This window comes from Streptomyces fungicidicus, assembly GCF_003665435.1.
GTDB lineage: Bacteria > Actinomycetota > Actinomycetes > Streptomycetales > Streptomycetaceae > Streptomyces > Streptomyces fungicidicus.
In genome coordinates this window covers 3,199,832-3,215,800 of the sequence record NZ_CP023407.1, presented here as the reverse complement: position 1 = coordinate 3,215,800, position 15,969 = coordinate 3,199,832, and the positions used below count along the sequence as shown (strand labels likewise).

The window sequence follows — 15,969 nt, the reverse complement described above, 5'->3', positions numbered from 1 at the left end:
ACTGATCCGGTGCGGAACCTATGCCTCTGTGTTCAGTAACTGAACACTTCTGGTGATGTTCTTTGTTTGATCGTGATGAGAGCCGCGCGCTGGTGAGTTGTGATGTGTTATGTTCGATTGTGTTGGGTGACTGGTGGGTGCAGAGGAGTGCCGCAGTGAAGAAGACCTCGACCCGGCTGGCCGACGGTCGCGAGCTCGTCTACTACGACCTGGGCGACGACACCGTGCGGGACGCCGTCGACCGCCGCCCGCTGGACGCCACCGTCACCACCTCCGAAGTGCGCCACGACGCGCTGCTGGGCGATTCCGTCGCCATCGCCTCCCACCGCCAGGGCCGCACCTACCACCCGCCGGCCGACGAATGCCCCCTCTGCCCCTCCCGGGGCGACCGGCTGAGCGAGGTCCCGGACTCCTCGTACGACGTGGTGGTCTTCGAGAACCGTTTCCCCTCCCTGGCCGGCGACTCGGGCCGGTGCGAGGTCGTCTGCTTCACCTCCGACCACCAGGCGTCCTTCGCCTCGCTGAGCGAGCCGCAGGCCCGGCTGGTGCTCGACGCCTGGACCGACCGGACCTCCGAGCTGTCGCATCTGCCCTCCGTCGAACAGGTCTTCTGCTTCGAGAACCGGGGAGCCGAGATCGGCGTCACCCTCCAGCACCCCCACGGGCAGATCTACGCCTACCCCTTCACCACCCCCCGCACCGCCCTGATGCTGCGCCAAGTGGCCGCACACAAAGAGGCGACCGGCGGGGAGAACCTCTTCGACGCCGTGCTGCAGCGGGAACTGACGGAGGAACGGATCGTCCTCCGGAGTGAACACTGGGTGGCCTTCGTGCCCTACGCGGCGCACTGGCCCTACGAGGTCCACCTCTACCCCCTGCGCCGGGTGCCCGACCTGCTCGGGCTGGACGAGGCGGCGCGCACAGAGTTCCCCCAGGTCTATCTGGAACTCTTGAAGCGCTTCGACCGGATCTTCGGGGAGAACGAGCCTCCGACGCCGTACATCGCGGCCTGGCACCAGGCCCCGTTCGGGCAGCTGGAGGACTTCGAGGGCGTGACGCGTGACGACTTCGCGCTGCACCTCGAGCTTTTCACCATCCGCCGCACGTCCGGCAAGCTGAAGTTCCTCGCGGGCTCCGAGTCCGGCATGAACGTGTTCATCAACGACGTGCCGCCGGAGCGCGCGGCCCAGCGACTGCGGGAGGTAGCGAGTTCATGAGCGGGAAGTACCTGGTCACCGGCGGTGCGGGGTATGTCGGCGGGGTCGTCGCCCAGCATCTGATCGAGGCCGGACACGAGGTCGTCGTCCTCGACAACCTGTCCACCGGGTTCCGGGAAGGCGTTCCCACGGGCGCGTCGTTCGTCGAGGGCGACATCCGCGACGCCGCCAAATGGCTGGACTCGTCGTACGACGGGGTGCTGCACTTCGCCGCCTTCTCACAGGTCGGCGAGTCGGTGGCGAAGCCCGAGAAGTACTGGGACAACAACGTCGGCGGCACCATGGCGCTGCTCGGCGCGATGCGCGAGGCGGGCGTGCGCCGGCTCGTGTTCTCCTCCACGGCCGCCACCTACGGCGAACCCGAGCAGGTGCCGATCACCGAGTCCGCGCCCACCCGGCCCACCAACCCCTACGGCGCCTCCAAGCTCGCCGTCGACCACATGATCAGCGGCGAGGCGGCCGCCCACGGGCTGGGCGCGGTCTCCCTGCGCTACTTCAACGTGGCCGGCGCGTACGGACGGCAGGGCGAGCGGCACGACCCCGAGTCGCACCTCATCCCGCTGGTGCTGCAGGTGGCCCAGGGCCGGCGCGAGTCGATCTCCGTCTACGGCGACGACTACCCGACGCCGGACGGCACCTGTGTGCGCGACTACATCCACGTCGCCGACCTGGCCGAGGCCCATCTGCTCGCGCTGGGGGCCGCCGCGCCGGGCGAGCACCTGGTCTGCAACCTCGGCAACGGCGAGGGCTTCTCCGTCCGCGAGGTCGTCGAGACGGTCCGCAAGGTCACCGGCCGGCCGATCCCCGAGGTCGTGGCCCCGCGCCGGGGCGGCGACCCGGCGGTCCTGGTCGCGTCGGCCGCCACGGCCCGCGAGAGGCTGGGCTGGAATCCGTCGCGCACGGACCTCGCGGGGATCGTCGCCGACGCGTGGGAGTTCGCGCAGCAGCGCGCCGAGCAGACCGACTAGAACGTCACGAAGGGGCAGGGGTCAGGGCATGAGCGAGTCCAGCGAGGCCGTCGCGGGGTCCGTCGCCGAGCGGTTCGAGGAGCTGTACGGTGCCGCGCCGGACGGGGTGTGGGCGGCACCGGGCCGGGTCAACCTCATCGGTGAGCACACCGACTACAACGACGGCTTCGTCATGCCGTTCGCCCTGCCGCACACCGCGGTCGCCGCGGTGACCCGGCGGGACGACGGAGTGCTGCGGCTGCACTCCGCGGACGTGGACGGGCCGGTCGTGGAACTGGCGGTGGACGCCCTGACCCCCGAGTCCGACAGGCGGTGGACCGCCTACCCGGCGGGCGTGGTGTGGGCGCTGCGCGAGGCCGGGCACACCGTGACCGGCGCGGACATCCACCTGGCCTCGAGCGTCCCGGCGGGGGCGGGCCTGTCGTCCTCGGCGGCCCTGGAGGTCGTCGTCGCGCTCGCCCTGAACGACCTGTTCGGCCTCGGCCTGCGCGGCTGGCAGCTGGCCCGGCTGTGCCAGCGCGCGGAGAACGTCTACGTCGGCGCCCCCGTCGGCATCATGGACCAGACGGCCTCGGCGTGCTGCGAGACCGGTCACGCCCTGTTCCTCGACACCCGCGACCTCTCCCAGCGCCAGATCCCCTTCGACCTGGCCGCCGAGGGCATGCGCCTGCTCGTCGTCGACACCCAGGTCAAGCACAGCCACAGCGAGGGCGAGTACGGCAAGCGCCGCGCGGGCTGCGAGAAGGGCGCGGCCCTGCTGGGCGTCGACGCCCTGCGGGACGTCCCGTACGCGGAACTGGACGCGGCGCTCGGGCGGCTGGGCGACGAGGAGGAGGTCCGCCGCCTGGTCCGGCACGTGGTGACGGAGGACCAGCGGGTGGAGAGGGTGGTCCGGCTGCTGGAGTCGGGCGAGACCCGCGCCATCGGCCCGGTCCTGGTCGAGGGCCACGCCTCCCTCCGCGACGACTTCCGCGTCTCCTGCCCGGAACTCGACCTGGTGGTGGACACCGCCGTCACCGCCGGCGCCCTCGGCGCCCGGATGACCGGCGGCGGCTTCGGCGGCTCGGCCATCGTCCTGGCCGAGGAGGCGGACGTCCCCGCCGTCACCAAGGCGGTGGAAGAGGCCTTCGCGGCGGCCGGCTTCGCCGCTCCCCGCGTCTTCGAGGCGGTGCCCTCGGCGGGCGCGCGGCGCGTGCGCTGACCGCTCAGCGCAGCTGTTTGGTGAGGGTGTACTCCGTGATCCCCGGCGGGTAGTCGGGGATCACGCAGACCACCTCGTAGCCCTGGCGCCGGTAGAAGTCCGGGGCCTGGAAGTCCCAGGTCTCCACGCGGGAGGCCGTGCAGCCGCGTCCGGCGGCGACGCGTTCCGCCTCGGCGAGGAGCGAGGAGCCCAGGCCCGCTCCCCGGTGGCGGTCGTCGACCCAGAGGTACGTCACGTGCAGCCAGGCCGTCCAGGTGTGGCCGACCAGGCCGCCGGCCAGCTCGCCGTTCGCATCCGACGCCCACACGTGCAAAGGCGATTCGCGTGCGGCCGGGGTTCCGCGCAGGGCGCGCAGGACCGCCGAGGCCGCGGTGTTGGTGTCCCTCAGCCGCCTGTGGAGCAGATCGCGTCGGGCTTTGTCGACTTCTGTCTCAAGACGAAACATGCGGCTCACCATAAACGCGTCAGGCCGCCAGTTCTGCAAATCCGCTTCCGCTCCCGGCCCCCGCCCGTACCCTGATGAACAGCGCCGGTGGGGGCCGGCGCCGTTCCGGGGGCGAGACGGTCGGGTACGGCGTCCGGGGCGGGGGTGGCGGTTGTCGCGCGGCGGCGGCCGTGCGGCCGCGGCGGCCCGTCCCGGGTCAGGTGAGTGCAGTGACAGGGGCCTCGGCGTCGTACCCGCGCCGGTGTCGACCTCCGACGATGGGGTAGTCCCCTGCTCTGTGAGGAGCTCGGGGAAGGGGGTTTCGTGGTGCGCATTCGAGTCCTGGTCGTCGACGACCACCGCATCTTCGCGGAGTCGCTGGCCGCGGCCCTGGCCGCAGAGCCCGACGTCGACGTGTCCGCGGCGGGCAGCGGCCCGGCCGCGCTGCGCTGCCTGGAGCGGGCGGCCGCCGAGGGGCGGCGGTTCGACGTGCTCCTCGTCGACGCCGATCTGGGCGGCAAGGTGCCGGGCGGCCGGCCGGCCGTGCCCGTGCAGGCCGGTGACGAGGACGGGCTCGTCGACGGGATGTCGCTGGTCACCGGGGTGCGTTCGGCGCAGCCGCTGGTGAGGATCGTGGTCCTCGCCGAGAAGGACGACCCGGCCCGTGCCGCGCTCGCGCTGCAGGCGGGCGCCTCCGGGTGGGTGGCCAAGGACTGCTCGCTGAACCGTCTGCTCACCGTCATCCGGGGCGTGCTGCGCGACGAGACGCATCTGCCGCCCGCCCTGCTGACCGGGGTGCTGCGGGAGTTGACCGCGGCCCGGCGGCACCGCACCGAGAGCGAACGGCTCGTGGAGTCCCTCACCCCGCGCGAGCGGGAGGTGCTGCGGTGCATGGTCGCGGGACTGGGGCGCAAGGCCGTCGCCGAGCGCCTGTACCTGTCCCCGCACACCGTGCGGACCCATATGCAGAACGTGCTCGGGAAACTGGGCGTGCACTCCACGCTGGCCGCGGTGGCCCTCGCCCGGCGGGCGGGTGTCGGGCCCGTCGACCTAACCGGGGATGTTGTCGAACGGGGCGGTCAACTGGCGTAGCAGACCGGCGAGTTCGCCGCGCTGGGCGCGGGTGAGTTCCGCCAGGATCGCCCGCTCCTGCGCCAGCAGTCCGGCCAGCGCCTGATCGGCCCGGTCGCGGCCCTCGGCCGTGAGGCGGACCAGCACACCGCGCCGGTCGCTGGGGTCGGGCAGCCGCTCCACCAGGCCCTTCTTGGTGAGGCGGTCGATGCGGTTGGTCATCGTGCCCGAGGTGACGAGCGTCTGCGTGAGGAGCTGCCCCGGGGAGAGCTGGTACGGGGTGCCCGCGCGGCGCAGCGCGGTCAGCACGTCGAACTCCCAGGACTCCAGCCCGTGCTCGGTGAAGGCGAGCCGGCGTGCCCGGTCCAGGTGCCGGGCCAGTCTGCTCACCCGGCTGAGCACCTCGAGCGGTTCCACGTCGAGGTCCGGGCGCTCCCGGCGCCACGCTGCGACCAGCCGATCGACCTCGTCCTCCATGGCGATCAGTGTAGTGGTTGTGTCGATGTGAAGTCTCTTGATGTGAAGTCTCTTGACGTCGAGATGTCTGGGGAGTGAGGGTGGGTACCCGTCCACCACCCCCGGGAGGCCCCATGTCCGCAGCAGCCGCCACCCCCGCCTGGGACCCCGCCCAGTACCTGCGTCACGCCGGACACCGCGCCCGGCCCTTCACCGACCTGCTCGCCCGCGTCCCCGGCCTCCCGGGCGACCCGCCCCGCGTCGCCGACCTCGGCTGCGGCGCCGGCAACGTGACCGCGCTGCTCGCCGGCCGCTGGCCGACGGCCCGGATCACCGGCTACGACAACTCGCCCGAGATGCTCGGCAGGGCCCGCGCCGACCACGGGGGCCCGGTCTCCGGGGGCGGCCGGCTCGACTTCGCCCACGCCGACGTCCGGACCTGGACCCCGGACGAGCCGTACGACCTGATCGTCAGCAACGCCACGCTGCAGTGGGTCCCGGGACACGTGGAGAGGTTCGCCGACTGGATCGCCGGGCTCGCCCCCGGCGGCACCTTCGCCTTCCAGGTGCCCGGCAACTTCGACGCCCCCAGCCACACCCTGATGCGCGACATCGCCGGCTCCCCGCGCTGGCGCGACCGCCTGGACGGCGTCCTGCGCCACGACGACGCCGTGCTCCGCCCCGAGGCCTACCTGGAGCACCTGACCGCCCTGGGCTGCGCGGCCGACGCCTGGGAGACGACCTACGTCCACCTGCTGACCGGCGAGGACCCGGTCCTCGACTGGGTGAAGGGCACCGGACTGCGCCCCGTCCTCACCGCCCTCGCCGACGACCCGCGGGCCCGGGACGCCTTCGTCGCCGAGTACCGCACCGCCCTGCGCGCCGCCTACCCGACGGGCCCCCACGGCACCCCGTTCCCCTTCCGCCGCGTCTTCGCCGTCGCGCGCAAGGGGAGTTGATCTCAGGGCGTGCGGCTCGAGAACGATCGCAGTGCGCTACCGGTTCAGCTCTTCCGGTGGCCTATCAGCCGGGGCTTGGGCTCCAGGCCGTCCAGACCGTGCCAGGCCAGGTTGACCAGGTGCGCGGCCACCTCCGCCTTCTTCGGCTTGCGGACGTCCAGCCACCACTGGCCGGTCAGGGCCACCATCCCGACCAGGGCCTGCGCGTACAGCGGCGCCAGCTTCGGATCGAAGCCCCGGCTCTTGAACTCGCGGCCCAGGATGTCCTCCACCTGGGTGGCGATGTCCGAGATCAGCGAGGCGAACGACCCCGTCGACTGGGGGATGGGGGAGTCCCGGACCAGGATGCGGAAACCGTCCGTGTACTCCTCGATGTAGTCGAGGAGCGCGAACGCCGCCTGCTCGCACAGCTCCCGCGGATGGCCCGCCGTCAGCGAACCGGTCACCATGTCCAGCAGGCGCCGCATCTCCCGGTCCACCACCACGGCGTACAGACCCTCCTTGCCGCCGAAGTGCTCGTACACCACCGGCTTGGAGACCCCGGCCCGCGCCGCGATCTCCTCCACCGACGTGCCCTCGAAGCCCTTCGCCGCGAAGAGGGTGCGGCCGATCTCCAGCAGCTGCTGGCGGCGCTCCGCACCGGTCATCCGGGTGCGGCGGGCGCGCCGGGGCTTCTCGCTGTTCGGGGTGCTGCTGGAGTCGGTGGCCACACCGACCATCATGCCGCCTCGACGCGTTCCTTCCCGCGCCGGACGCTGTCTTCCGCGGAGTTCCGGCGCGAATCGATACGCGAGCGTGACGGCCACCGCACGTCGTACGCCCAGCCCAGCTGCTCGAACCAGCGGATCAGCCGGGCCGAGGAATCCAGCTGCCAGCGCTCCACGCCGTGCCGCGCGGACGTCGGGTCGGCGTGGTGCAGGTTGTGCCAGGACTCACCGCACGACAGCACCGCCAGCCACCACACGTTGCCCGAACGGTCCCGCGACTTGAAGGGTCGCCGGCCCACCGCGTGACAGATCGAGTTGATCGACCACGTCACGTGGTGCAGCAGCGCCACCCGCACCAGCGAGCCCCAGAAGAAGCCCGTGAACGCGCCCCACCACGACATGGTGACCAGACCGCCGATCACCGCCGGCAGCGCCAGCGACACCAGGGTCCACAGGATGAACTGCCGGGAGATCGCCCGCAGCGCCGGGTCCTTGATCAGATCCGGGGCGTACTTGTCCTGCGGGGTCTGCTCCTCGTCGAACATCCAGCCGATGTGCGCCCACCACAGGCCCTTCATCAGCGCCGGGACCGTCTCGCCGTACTTCCACGGCGAGTGCGGGTCGCCCTCCGCGTCGGAGAACTTGTGGTGCTTGCGGTGATCGGCCACCCACCGCACCAGCGGGCCCTCCACCGCCATCGACCCGGCGATCGCCAGCGCGATCTTCAGCGGCCGCTTCGCCTTGAACGAACCGTGCGTGAAGTGACGGTGGAAACCGATCGTGATGCCGTGGCACCCGAGGTAGTAGAAGAACACCAGCAGACCGAGGTCCAGCCAGCTCACCCCCCAGCCCCACGCCAGCGGCACCGCCGCCACCAGCGCAAGGAAGGGGACGATGATGAAGAGCAGCAGCGTGATCTGCTCGAGGGAGCGCTTGCGCTCACCGCCCAGCGTGGCGGAGGGCATGGCGTCGTCGGACCGGGGTTGCTTCGGGGCTTCGTCGAGCACGTCGGAGCTTGAGGTCATGCGTGTCCCCTGTGGGGTATGTGGACTGAGGGTGGGTGCCGCACCGCCGGAGACGCAACTCACACCTACGCCTCCGTAACCTACGGCAACGTAAGTATGGCAGTGCGTCGCCCGGCGGCAAGAGCCCGCGAGTCTGCGCGTCCGGGTCGGCACCTATCCTTGAAGTCGGTCGGACAGCGCGGTCCGCTCTGATTTCTTCCCGGACGTCCGGCCCGTAAGCGGCGCACGCCGCGCGAGACGCACGCCGGGTTCCCTCCCGGACGAGCTTCAACACTGCAAGGAGCCGCACCTGTGAGCAGTGCCGACGACCAGACCGTATCCACGGCGACCACGAGCAGCGAACTGCGTGCCGACATCCGCCGACTGGGTGACCTCCTGGGCGAGACCCTGGTGCGACAGGAGGGCCCGGAACTCCTCGACCTCGTCGAGAAGGTGCGCCGGCTCACCCGTGAGGACGGCGAAGCCGCCGCCGAACTGCTGCGAGGCACCGAACTGCAGACCGCGGCCAAGCTGGTCCGCGCGTTCTCCACCTACTTCCACCTCGCCAACGTCACCGAGCAGGTGCACCGCGGCCGCGAACTGCGCGCCCGCCGCGCCGCCGAGGGCGGACTGCTCTCCCGCACCGCCGACCGCCTCAAGGACGCCGACCCCGAGCACCTGCGCGACACCGTCCGCAACCTCAACATCCGGCCCGTCTTCACGGCCCACCCCACCGAGGCCGCCCGCCGCTCCGTCCTCAACAAGCTCCGCCGGATCGCCGCGCTCCTCGACACCCCGGTCATCGAGTCCGACCGCCGCCGCCTCGACACCCGGCTCGCCGAGAACATCGACCTCGTCTGGCAGACCGACGAACTGCGCGTGGTCCGCCCCGAACCCGCCGACGAGGCCCGCAACGCCATCTACTACCTCGACGAACTCCACGCCGGCGCCGTCGGCGACGTCCTCGAGGACCTGACCGCGGAACTCGAGCGCGTCGGCGTCCACCTCCCCGACGACACCCGCCCCCTCACCTTCGGCACCTGGATCGGCGGCGACCGCGACGGCAACCCCAACGTCACCCCCCAGGTCACCTGGGACGTCCTCATCCTCCAGCACGAACACGGCATCAACGACGCCCTGGAGATGATCGACGAACTGCGCGGCTTCCTCTCCAACTCCATCCGCTACACCGGAGCCACCGAGGAACTCCTCACCTCCCTCCGGGCCGACCTCGACGCCCTCCCCGAGATCAGCCCCCGCTACAAGCGCCTCAACGCCGAGGAGCCCTACCGGCTCAAGGCCACCTGCATCCGGCAGAAGCTGGAGAACACCAAGCTCCGCCTCGCCAAGGGCACCACGCACGAACCCGGCCGCGACTACCTCGGCACCGGCGAACTCCTCGCCGACCTGCGGATCATCCAGGCCTCCCTGCGCGAACACCGCGGCGGACTCTTCGCCGACGGCCGCCTCGCCCGCACGATCCGCACCCTCGCCGCCTTCGGCCTCCAGCTCGCCACCATGGACGTACGGGAACACGCCGACGCCCACCACCACGCCCTCGGCCAGCTGTTCGACCGGCTCGGCGAGGAATCCTGGCGCTACGCCGACATGCCCCGCGACTACCGCGGCAAGCTCCTCGCCAAGGAACTGCGCAGCAGGAGGCCGCTCGCCCCCACCCCCGCGCCCGTCGACGCGGCCGGCGAGAAGACCCTCGGCGTCTTCCAGACCGTCAAGCGGGCCCTGGCCGTCTTCGGACCCGAGGTCATCGAGTCCTACATCATCTCCATGTGCCAGGGCGCCGACGACGTCTTCGCCGCCACCGTCCTCGCCCGCGAGGCCGGACTCATCGACCTGCACGCCGGCTGGGCGAAGATCGGCATCGTCCCCCTCCTGGAGACCACCGACGAGCTCAAGGCCGCCGACACCATCCTCGAGGACATGCTCGCCGACCCCTCCTACCGGCGCCTGGTCGCCCTCAGGGGCGACGTCCAGGAGGTCATGCTCGGCTACTCCGACTCCTCCAAGTTCGGCGGCATCACCACCAGCCAGTGGGAGATCCACCGCGCCCAGCGCCGGCTGCGCGACGTCGCCCACCGCTACGGCGTCCGTCTGCGCCTCTTCCACGGCCGCGGCGGCACCGTCGGACGCGGCGGCGGCCCCACCCACGACGCCATCCTCGCCCAGCCCTGGGGCACCCTCGAAGGCGAGATCAAGGTCACCGAACAGGGCGAGGTCATCTCCGACAAGTACCTCATCCCGGCCCTCGCCCGCGAGAACCTCGAACTCTCCGTCGCCGCCACCCTCCAGGCGTCCGCCCTGCACACCGCGCCCCGCCAGTCCGTCGAGGCACTCGCCCGCTGGGACGCCGCCATGGACGTCGTCTCCGACGCCGCCCACACCACCTACCGCAAGCTGGTCGAGGACCCCGACCTGCCGACGTACTTCCTGGCCTCCACCCCCGTCGACCAGCTCGCCGACCTGCACCTGGGCTCACGGCCCTCCCGCCGCCCCGGCTCCGGCGTCTCGCTCGACGGACTGCGCGCCATCCCCTGGGTCTTCGGCTGGACCCAGTCCCGGCAGATCGTCCCCGGCTGGTACGGCGTCGGCTCCGGCCTCAAGGCACTGCGCGAGGCCGGCCTCGACACCGTGCTCGACGAGATGCACCAGCAGTGGCACTTCTTCCGCAACTTCATCTCCAACGTGGAGATGACCCTCGCCAAGACCGACCTGCGCATCGCCGGGCACTACGTCGACACCCTCGTCCCCGACGAGCTCCAGCACGTCTTCGACGCCATCAAGGCCGAACACGAACTCACCGTCGCCGAGGTCCTGCGGGTCACCGGCGAACAGGAACTCCTCGACGCCGACCCCGTCCTCAAGCAGACCTTCTCCATCCGCGACGCCTACCTGGACCCCATCTCCTACCTCCAGGTCGCCCTCCTCAAGCGCCAGCGCGACGCCGCCGCCGCAGGCGAACAGCCCGACCCGCTGCTCGCCCGCGCCCTGCTGCTCACCGTCAACGGAGTCGCGGCCGGCCTGCGCAACACCGGCTGACCCACCGGCACGAAAAGGGTGCCCCCGGCCTCGCACGAGGCCGGGGGCACCCTTTTCGTTCCCCACGCCGTCACACCGCCAGGAACGCCCCCGTCAGCAGCACCGCCCCCAGCGACGCCATCACCCACGCCCACCGCGTCCGCAACAGCCCGCCCGCCACCACCACCGACGCGAGCAGCAACGCGCCACCCAGCGGAACCCAGGCGTACAGCACCCCCGCGGGACCCGAGCGGACGGCCTCCCCGCCACCCGGCTTCAGCACCACCGCGTACGTCCGGCCCTTCTCCACCGCCACCGAGTCCTCCAGCCGGACCTCGGCACGCGGCTGCGACCCCCCGGACACCGGCGTGTACGGACCCGTACAGATCCCCTCACCGCACCGCGCCACCTCGACCGTGCCGCGCTCGCGCCCCTTCGGCAGCATCACGTGCTGCGCCGTACCCCACGACGCCCACACACCCGCGATCAGGATCAGCGCGGCGACCGTGCCCATCACCGCGAACCGGCCGAAACGCAGGGCGGAGGAGCCACGGGAGGAACGGGCAGCGGGAGACATGGCGGAGATCCTTGGCCATGACCTTGCGGCCGGTCAACTCGACCGGGCCCGGCAGGCACCGAAGGCACGACAAGTCGGCCGATGCACCCCTCAGCAGGTCACGAGTTGTACGTCCCCTGCGCCCGCTCCAGACCCTCGATCACCAGACACTCCACCGCGTCCGCCGCCCGGTCCACGAAGTAGTCCAGCTCCTTGCGCTCCGCCGACGCGAAGTCCTTCAGCACGAAATCCGCCACCTGCATCCGCCCCGGCGGCCGCCCGATCCCGAACCGCACCCGGTGGTAATCCCGCCCGAACGCCTTCGTCATCGACTTCAGCCCGTTGTGACCGTTGTCCCCGCCACCCAGCTTCAGCCGCAGCGTCCCGTAGTCGATGTCCAACTCGTCATGGACCGCCACCACACGCTCCACCGGCACCTTGTAGAACTCCCGCAGCGCGTTCACCGGCCCGCCCGACAGATTCATGTACGACATCGGCTTCGCCAGCACCACCCGCCGGCCCGCCGGCCCCGGCGGTCCGATCCGGCCCTCCACGACCTGCGCCTGCGCCTTCCCCGCCCGCTTGAACCGGGCCCCGATCCGCTCCGCCAGCAGATCCGCCACCATGAACCCCACATTGTGGCGGTTCATCGCGTACTCCGGCCCCGGATTGCCCAGCCCCACGATCAGCCAGGGACCCGCCGCACCGGCCGCCGCATCCGTCGTCACGTCCATGTCTCCTTCACCCGCGCCCTCGCGCACGCCTCTACCAGCACGTCGGCCGCTGCCCCGCACGGGAACAGCGGCCGACGAAACGACGACTCAGGAAGAGGATCAGGCCTCGGCGCCCGCTTCGCCCTCACCCTCGGCACCCTCGGCGGGCGCCTCCTCGGCCTGCGCGGCCAGAACCTGGAGGACCACCGCGTCCTCCTCGACGGCCAGCGTCACACCGCTCGGCAGCGAGATGTCCTTCGCCAGGACGGCGGCACCGGCCTCCAGACCCTCCACGGACACCGTCACGCTCTCCGGGATGTGCGTGGCCTCGGCCTCGACCGGCAGCGCGGACAGCACGTGCTCCAGCAGGTAACCACCCGGGGCCAGCTCACCCTCGGTCTGCACCGGGATCTCGACCTGGACCTTCTCGCCGCGCTTCACCAGCAGCAGGTCCACGTGCTCCAGGAAACCCTTGATCGGGTCACGCTGAACCGACTTCGGGATCGCCAGCTCGTTCGACTTGCCGTCGATGTCCAGCGCGATCAGCACGTTCGGCGTACGCAGCGCCATCAGCAGCTCGTGACCCGGGAAGGTCAGGTGCCGCGGGTCCGAACCGTGCCCGTACAGAACACCCGGAACCTTGTTGTCACGGCGGATACGGCGCGCCGCACCCTTGCCGAACTCGTCGCGCGTGGCGGCGGAGATCTTCACCTCGGACATAGTCACTCCTCGAAGTCAGAAACGGACGTGGTCACCCGGCCACGAACGGCCTGCTACGAAGAGCGCGTCGATAACGGACCACCGCACCCGCTCCATGAAAAGCGGTACGGCCTCCCTCGCCGAGCAACTTCAGCAGTCTACTCGGACCAGGAGGCCGCACCCAAAACGATCAGCGGGAGACCCGGCGCCACGACACAGTGCAGAACCCTTACTGCACCGCAGCGGCACCCCTACTGCTCGTCGAACAGACTCGTCACCGAACCGTCCTGGAACACCTCACGCGCCGCACGCGCGATCGTCGGCGCGATCGACAGCACCTTGATCTTGTCCAGCGACTCACTCAGCTCACCCGGCGTCGGCAGCGTGTTCGTGAACACGAACTCACTCACCCGCGAGTTCTTCAGCCGGTCCGCCGCGGGACCCGACAGCACACCGTGCGTCGCCGTCACTATGACGTCCTCCGCACCATGCGCGAACAACGCGTCCGCCGCCGCACAGATCGTGCCACCCGTGTCGATCATGTCGTCGACCAGGACGCAGATACGCCCCTTCACATCACCGACGACCTCGTGCACCGTGACCTGGTTCGCCACGTCCTTGTCCCGCCGCTTGTGCACGATCGCCAGCGGCGCACCCAGCCGGTCGCACCACCGGTCCGCGACCCGCACCCGGCCCGCGTCCGGAGACACCACCGTCAGCTTCGAACGGTCCACCTTCGCACCCACGTAGTCCGCCAGCAGCGGCAACGCGAACAGATGGTCCACCGGCCCGTCGAAGAAACCCTGGATCTGATCCGTGTGCAGATCCACCGCCAGCAGCCGGTCCGCACCCGCCGTCTTCATCAGGTCCGCGATCAGACGCGCCGAAATCGGTTCACGACCCCGGTGCTTCTTGTCCTGCCGCGCGTAACCGTAGAACGGCACGATGACCGTGATGGACCTCGCCGACGCCCGCTTCAACGCGTCGATCATGATCAACTGCTCCATGATCCACTTGTTGATCGGAGCCGTGTGGCTCTGGATCAGGAAGCAGTCGGCACCACGAGCCGACTCCTGATACCGCACATAGATCTCGCCATTGGCGAAGTCGAAGGCCTTCGTCGGGACGACCCCGACACCCAGCTGGTGGGCGATTTCCTCGGCAAGCTCGGGGTGGGCGCGGCCGGAGAAGAACATCATCTTCTTCTCGCCGGTCGTCTTGATCCCGGTCACAGCACTGTCTCCTCAGAGGTGTCGCAGCAGGTGGGGGTGCGCATGTGCACTTATCACGGTACGCCCTGTCCGAAGGGGCGGAATCCGGTCACTCCTCGGCAGCCGACCCCCGGGACGCCGCCTCCGCCGCCTTCGCGGCAGCACTCCCAGGACGCTTTCGAGCCACCCAACCCTCGATATTCCGCTGCTGACCGCGGGCCACGGCCAGCGAACCCGGCGGCACATCCTTCGTGATCACCGAGCCGGCAGCCGTATAAGCACCGTCCCCCACCGTGACAGGCGCCACAAACATGTTGTCCGAACCCGTCTTGCAGTGCGACCCGACCGTCGTGTGGTGCTTGTGCTCCCCGTCATAGTTGACGAACACACTCGCCGCACCGATGTTCGAAAAATCGCCGATCGTCGCATCACCCACATACGACAGATGCGGAACCTTCGTCCCCTCACCGATCGACGCGTTCTTCGTCTCCACATACGTACCGATCTTGCCCTTACGGCCCAACCGCGTCCCCGGCCGCAGATACGCGAACGGACCCACCGACGCCTCGGCACCCACCTCGGCACCCACCGCCACCGTGTTGTCCACCCGCGCCCCCACACCCACCCGGGTGTCCGTCAGCCGCGAATTCGGACCCACCTCACACCCCTCGGCCAAAAGCGTCACACCCAGCAACTGCGTCCCCGGATGCACCACCACGTCCTGACCGAACGACACCGTCACATCCACCCACGTCGTCGCCGGATCGACCACCGTCACCCCCGACAACATCGCCGCCGTCAGCAACCGGTCGTTCAGGATCCGCCGCGCCTCCGACAACTGCACCCGGTTGTTGATCCCCGCGATCTCCCGGTGATCCCCCGCCACCGACGCACCCACCCGGTGCCCCGCCGCACGCAGAATCCCCAGCACATCCGTCAGGTACTCCTCACCCTGACTGTTGTCCGTCCGCACCCTCTTCAACGCGTCCGCCAGCAACGCCCCGTCGAACGCGAACACACCCGAGTTGATCTCCCGGATCTCCCGCTGCGCCCCCGACGCGTCCTTGTGCTCCACGATCGCGGTCACCGCACCGCTGTCGTCCCGCACGATCCGCCCGTACCCGGTCGCGTCCGGCACCTCGGCCGTCAGCACGGTCACCGCGTTGCCGTCCGCCGCGTGCGTCGCCGACAGCCGCCGCAGCGTCTCACCGGTCAGCAGCGGGGTGTCACCGCAGACGACGACCACCGTCCCGTCCACGGAACCGCCCAGCTCCTCCAGGCCCATCCGCACCGCGTGCCCGGTGCCGTTCTGCTCCGCCTGCACCGCGGTGCGGACGTCGGGGGCGATCCCCGCAAGGTGCGCGGTGACCTTCTCGCGGGCGTGCCCCACGACGACGACCAGATTCTCCGGCTCCAGCTCACCGGCTGCGGCGAGCACATGACCCACCAGGGAACGGCCACAGATGTCGTGCAGGACCTTCGGTGTGGCCGACTTCATACGGGTGCCCTCACCCGCTGCGAGAACGACTACGGCTGCCGGGCGATTGGCGCTCACGGGATGCCCTTCGGCTGTGTTGGGGTGGGGTGACATCCGCAGGATACCGGGGTGTTTCCGGAGGGAGACATGAGAGCGGGCCCCGACCCGGTGACCGGTCGGGGCCCTGACTCGAGCTCGGCTCCCCTGCCAGGACTCGAACCTGAAATGATCCATCCAAAGTGGATAGTGTTGCCGATTACACCACAGGGGATA

At 70.4% G+C, this 15,969-nt stretch carries 15 protein-coding genes and 1 tRNA gene; 6 read left to right on the top strand and 10 right to left on the bottom strand.

Features of this window, described 5'->3' with window-relative positions:
* Positions 1-155 precede the first annotated feature (155 nt).
* The 3 genes from galT to galK are packed head-to-tail and all read left to right on the top strand — an operon-like array spanning position 156 to position 3,386.
* On the top strand, positions 156-1,217 hold the full coding sequence (galT, locus tag CNQ36_RS14405; protein WP_040906952.1) for a galactose-1-phosphate uridylyltransferase: 1,062 nt from the start codon (positions 156-158) through the stop codon (positions 1,215-1,217).
* On the top strand, positions 1,214-2,185 hold the full coding sequence (gene galE, locus CNQ36_RS14400; protein WP_004930387.1) for a UDP-glucose 4-epimerase GalE: 972 nt from the start codon (positions 1,214-1,216) through the stop codon (positions 2,183-2,185). The genes galT and galE overlap by 4 nt, the downstream gene beginning before the upstream one ends.
* A gap of 28 nt (positions 2,186-2,213) precedes the next feature.
* On the top strand, positions 2,214-3,386 hold the full coding sequence (galK, locus tag CNQ36_RS14395; RefSeq protein WP_121546299.1) for a galactokinase: 1,173 nt from the start codon (positions 2,214-2,216) through the stop codon (positions 3,384-3,386).
* Positions 3,387-3,390: 4 nt separating this feature from the next.
* Here galK and CNQ36_RS14390 read toward each other — a convergent pair whose 3' ends face one another.
* Positions 3,391-3,843, bottom strand: a complete 453-nt coding sequence (locus tag CNQ36_RS14390; protein ID WP_176117454.1) for a GNAT family N-acetyltransferase — start codon at positions 3,841-3,843, stop codon at positions 3,391-3,393.
* Positions 3,844-4,134: 291 nt separating this feature from the next.
* Between CNQ36_RS14390 and CNQ36_RS14385 the strand changes: the two genes are divergently transcribed.
* Positions 4,135-4,902: a LuxR C-terminal-related transcriptional regulator gene (locus CNQ36_RS14385; protein WP_040906954.1), complete on the top strand. Its 768-nt coding sequence runs from the start codon at positions 4,135-4,137 to the stop codon at positions 4,900-4,902.
* Here the strand turns inward: CNQ36_RS14385 and CNQ36_RS14380 are convergent.
* Positions 4,861-5,358 (bottom strand): MarR family winged helix-turn-helix transcriptional regulator, encoded by a 498-nt coding sequence (locus CNQ36_RS14380; RefSeq protein ID WP_004930394.1) that lies wholly within the window; start codon positions 5,356-5,358, stop codon positions 4,861-4,863. The two genes, CNQ36_RS14385 and CNQ36_RS14380, sit on opposite strands and share 42 nt — an antisense overlap.
* Positions 5,359-5,471: 113 nt before the next feature.
* On the opposite strand from CNQ36_RS14380, the gene CNQ36_RS14375 reads away from it, so the two are divergent.
* Entirely contained in the window at positions 5,472-6,296 is an 825-nt protein-coding gene (locus tag CNQ36_RS14375) for a trans-aconitate 2-methyltransferase (protein WP_004930396.1), read from the top strand.
* Between the two features lie 44 nt (positions 6,297-6,340).
* On the opposite strand, the gene CNQ36_RS14370 is transcribed toward CNQ36_RS14375, so the two are convergent.
* Both CNQ36_RS14370 and CNQ36_RS14365 read right to left on the bottom strand, forming a co-directional pair.
* Positions 6,341-7,018 (bottom strand): TetR/AcrR family transcriptional regulator, encoded by a 678-nt coding sequence (locus CNQ36_RS14370; RefSeq protein ID WP_004930397.1) that lies wholly within the window; start codon positions 7,016-7,018, stop codon positions 6,341-6,343.
* Positions 7,015-8,028 carry an acyl-CoA desaturase gene (locus tag CNQ36_RS14365; RefSeq protein ID WP_004930398.1) on the bottom strand — a complete coding sequence of 338 codons (1,014 nt, stop codon included), beginning with the start codon at positions 8,026-8,028 and terminating at the stop codon, positions 7,015-7,017. Before CNQ36_RS14365 ends, CNQ36_RS14370 begins: the two co-directional genes overlap by 4 nt.
* Before the next feature lie 291 nt (positions 8,029-8,319).
* Here CNQ36_RS14365 and ppc point away from each other — a divergent pair, with 291 nt between their 5' ends.
* Positions 8,320-11,061: a phosphoenolpyruvate carboxylase gene (gene ppc, locus CNQ36_RS14360; protein ID WP_121546298.1), complete on the top strand. Its 2,742-nt coding sequence runs from the start codon at positions 8,320-8,322 to the stop codon at positions 11,059-11,061.
* 70 nt (positions 11,062-11,131) lie between these two features.
* On the opposite strand, the gene CNQ36_RS14355 is transcribed toward ppc, so the two are convergent.
* The 6 genes from CNQ36_RS14355 to CNQ36_RS14330 all read right to left on the bottom strand — a co-directional run bounded on the left by CNQ36_RS14355 (position 11,132) and on the right by CNQ36_RS14330 (position 15,967).
* Entirely contained in the window at positions 11,132-11,617 is a 486-nt protein-coding gene (locus CNQ36_RS14355) for a hypothetical protein (RefSeq protein ID WP_121546297.1), read from the bottom strand.
* Between the two features lie 98 nt (positions 11,618-11,715).
* Positions 11,716-12,330, bottom strand: coding sequence for an aminoacyl-tRNA hydrolase (pth, locus tag CNQ36_RS14350; RefSeq protein ID WP_121546296.1), 615 nt, complete (start codon positions 12,328-12,330; stop codon positions 11,716-11,718).
* A gap of 99 nt (positions 12,331-12,429) precedes the next feature.
* Complete coding sequence (locus CNQ36_RS14345; RefSeq protein WP_121546295.1) at positions 12,430-13,029, bottom strand: 50S ribosomal protein L25/general stress protein Ctc; 600 nt, start codon at positions 13,027-13,029, stop codon at positions 12,430-12,432.
* Between the two features lie 230 nt (positions 13,030-13,259).
* Entirely contained in the window at positions 13,260-14,240 is a 981-nt protein-coding gene (locus CNQ36_RS14340; protein WP_004930403.1) for a ribose-phosphate diphosphokinase, read from the bottom strand.
* Positions 14,241-14,328: 88 nt separating this feature from the next.
* Positions 14,329-15,774: a bifunctional UDP-N-acetylglucosamine diphosphorylase/glucosamine-1-phosphate N-acetyltransferase GlmU gene (gene glmU / locus CNQ36_RS14335; RefSeq protein WP_121546294.1), complete on the bottom strand. Its 1,446-nt coding sequence runs from the start codon at positions 15,772-15,774 to the stop codon at positions 14,329-14,331.
* Positions 15,775-15,895: 121 nt separating this feature from the next.
* A tRNA-Gln gene (locus tag CNQ36_RS14330) sits at positions 15,896-15,967 on the bottom strand.
* Positions 15,968-15,969: the final 2 nt, after the last annotated feature.

Bases quoted from the DNA above. Each gene is read 5' to 3' on its own strand.
- CNQ36_RS14365 (WP_004930398.1), bottom strand. From the start codon at position 8,028: ATGACCTCAAGCTCCGACGTGCTCGACGAAGCCCCGAAGCAACCCCGG.
- CNQ36_RS14380 (WP_004930394.1), bottom strand. From the start codon at position 5,358: ATGGAGGACGAGGTCGATCGGCTGGTCGCAGCGTGGCGCCGGGAGCGC.
- CNQ36_RS14390 (WP_176117454.1), bottom strand. From the start codon at position 3,843: ATGGTGAGCCGCATGTTTCGTCTTGAGACAGAAGTCGACAAAGCCCGA.
- CNQ36_RS14345 (WP_121546295.1), bottom strand. From the start codon at position 13,029: ATGTCCGAGGTGAAGATCTCCGCCGCCACGCGCGACGAGTTCGGCAAG.
- CNQ36_RS14355 (WP_121546297.1), bottom strand. From the start codon at position 11,617: ATGTCTCCCGCTGCCCGTTCCTCCCGTGGCTCCTCCGCCCTGCGTTTC.
- CNQ36_RS14370 (WP_004930397.1), bottom strand. From the start codon at position 7,018: ATGATGGTCGGTGTGGCCACCGACTCCAGCAGCACCCCGAACAGCGAG.
- pth (WP_121546296.1), bottom strand. From the start codon at position 12,330: ATGGACGTGACGACGGATGCGGCGGCCGGTGCGGCGGGTCCCTGGCTG.
- CNQ36_RS14375 (WP_004930396.1), top strand. From the start codon at position 5,472: ATGTCCGCAGCAGCCGCCACCCCCGCCTGGGACCCCGCCCAGTACCTG.
- galK (WP_121546299.1), top strand. From the start codon at position 2,214: ATGAGCGAGTCCAGCGAGGCCGTCGCGGGGTCCGTCGCCGAGCGGTTC.
- galE (WP_004930387.1), top strand. From the start codon at position 1,214: ATGAGCGGGAAGTACCTGGTCACCGGCGGTGCGGGGTATGTCGGCGGG.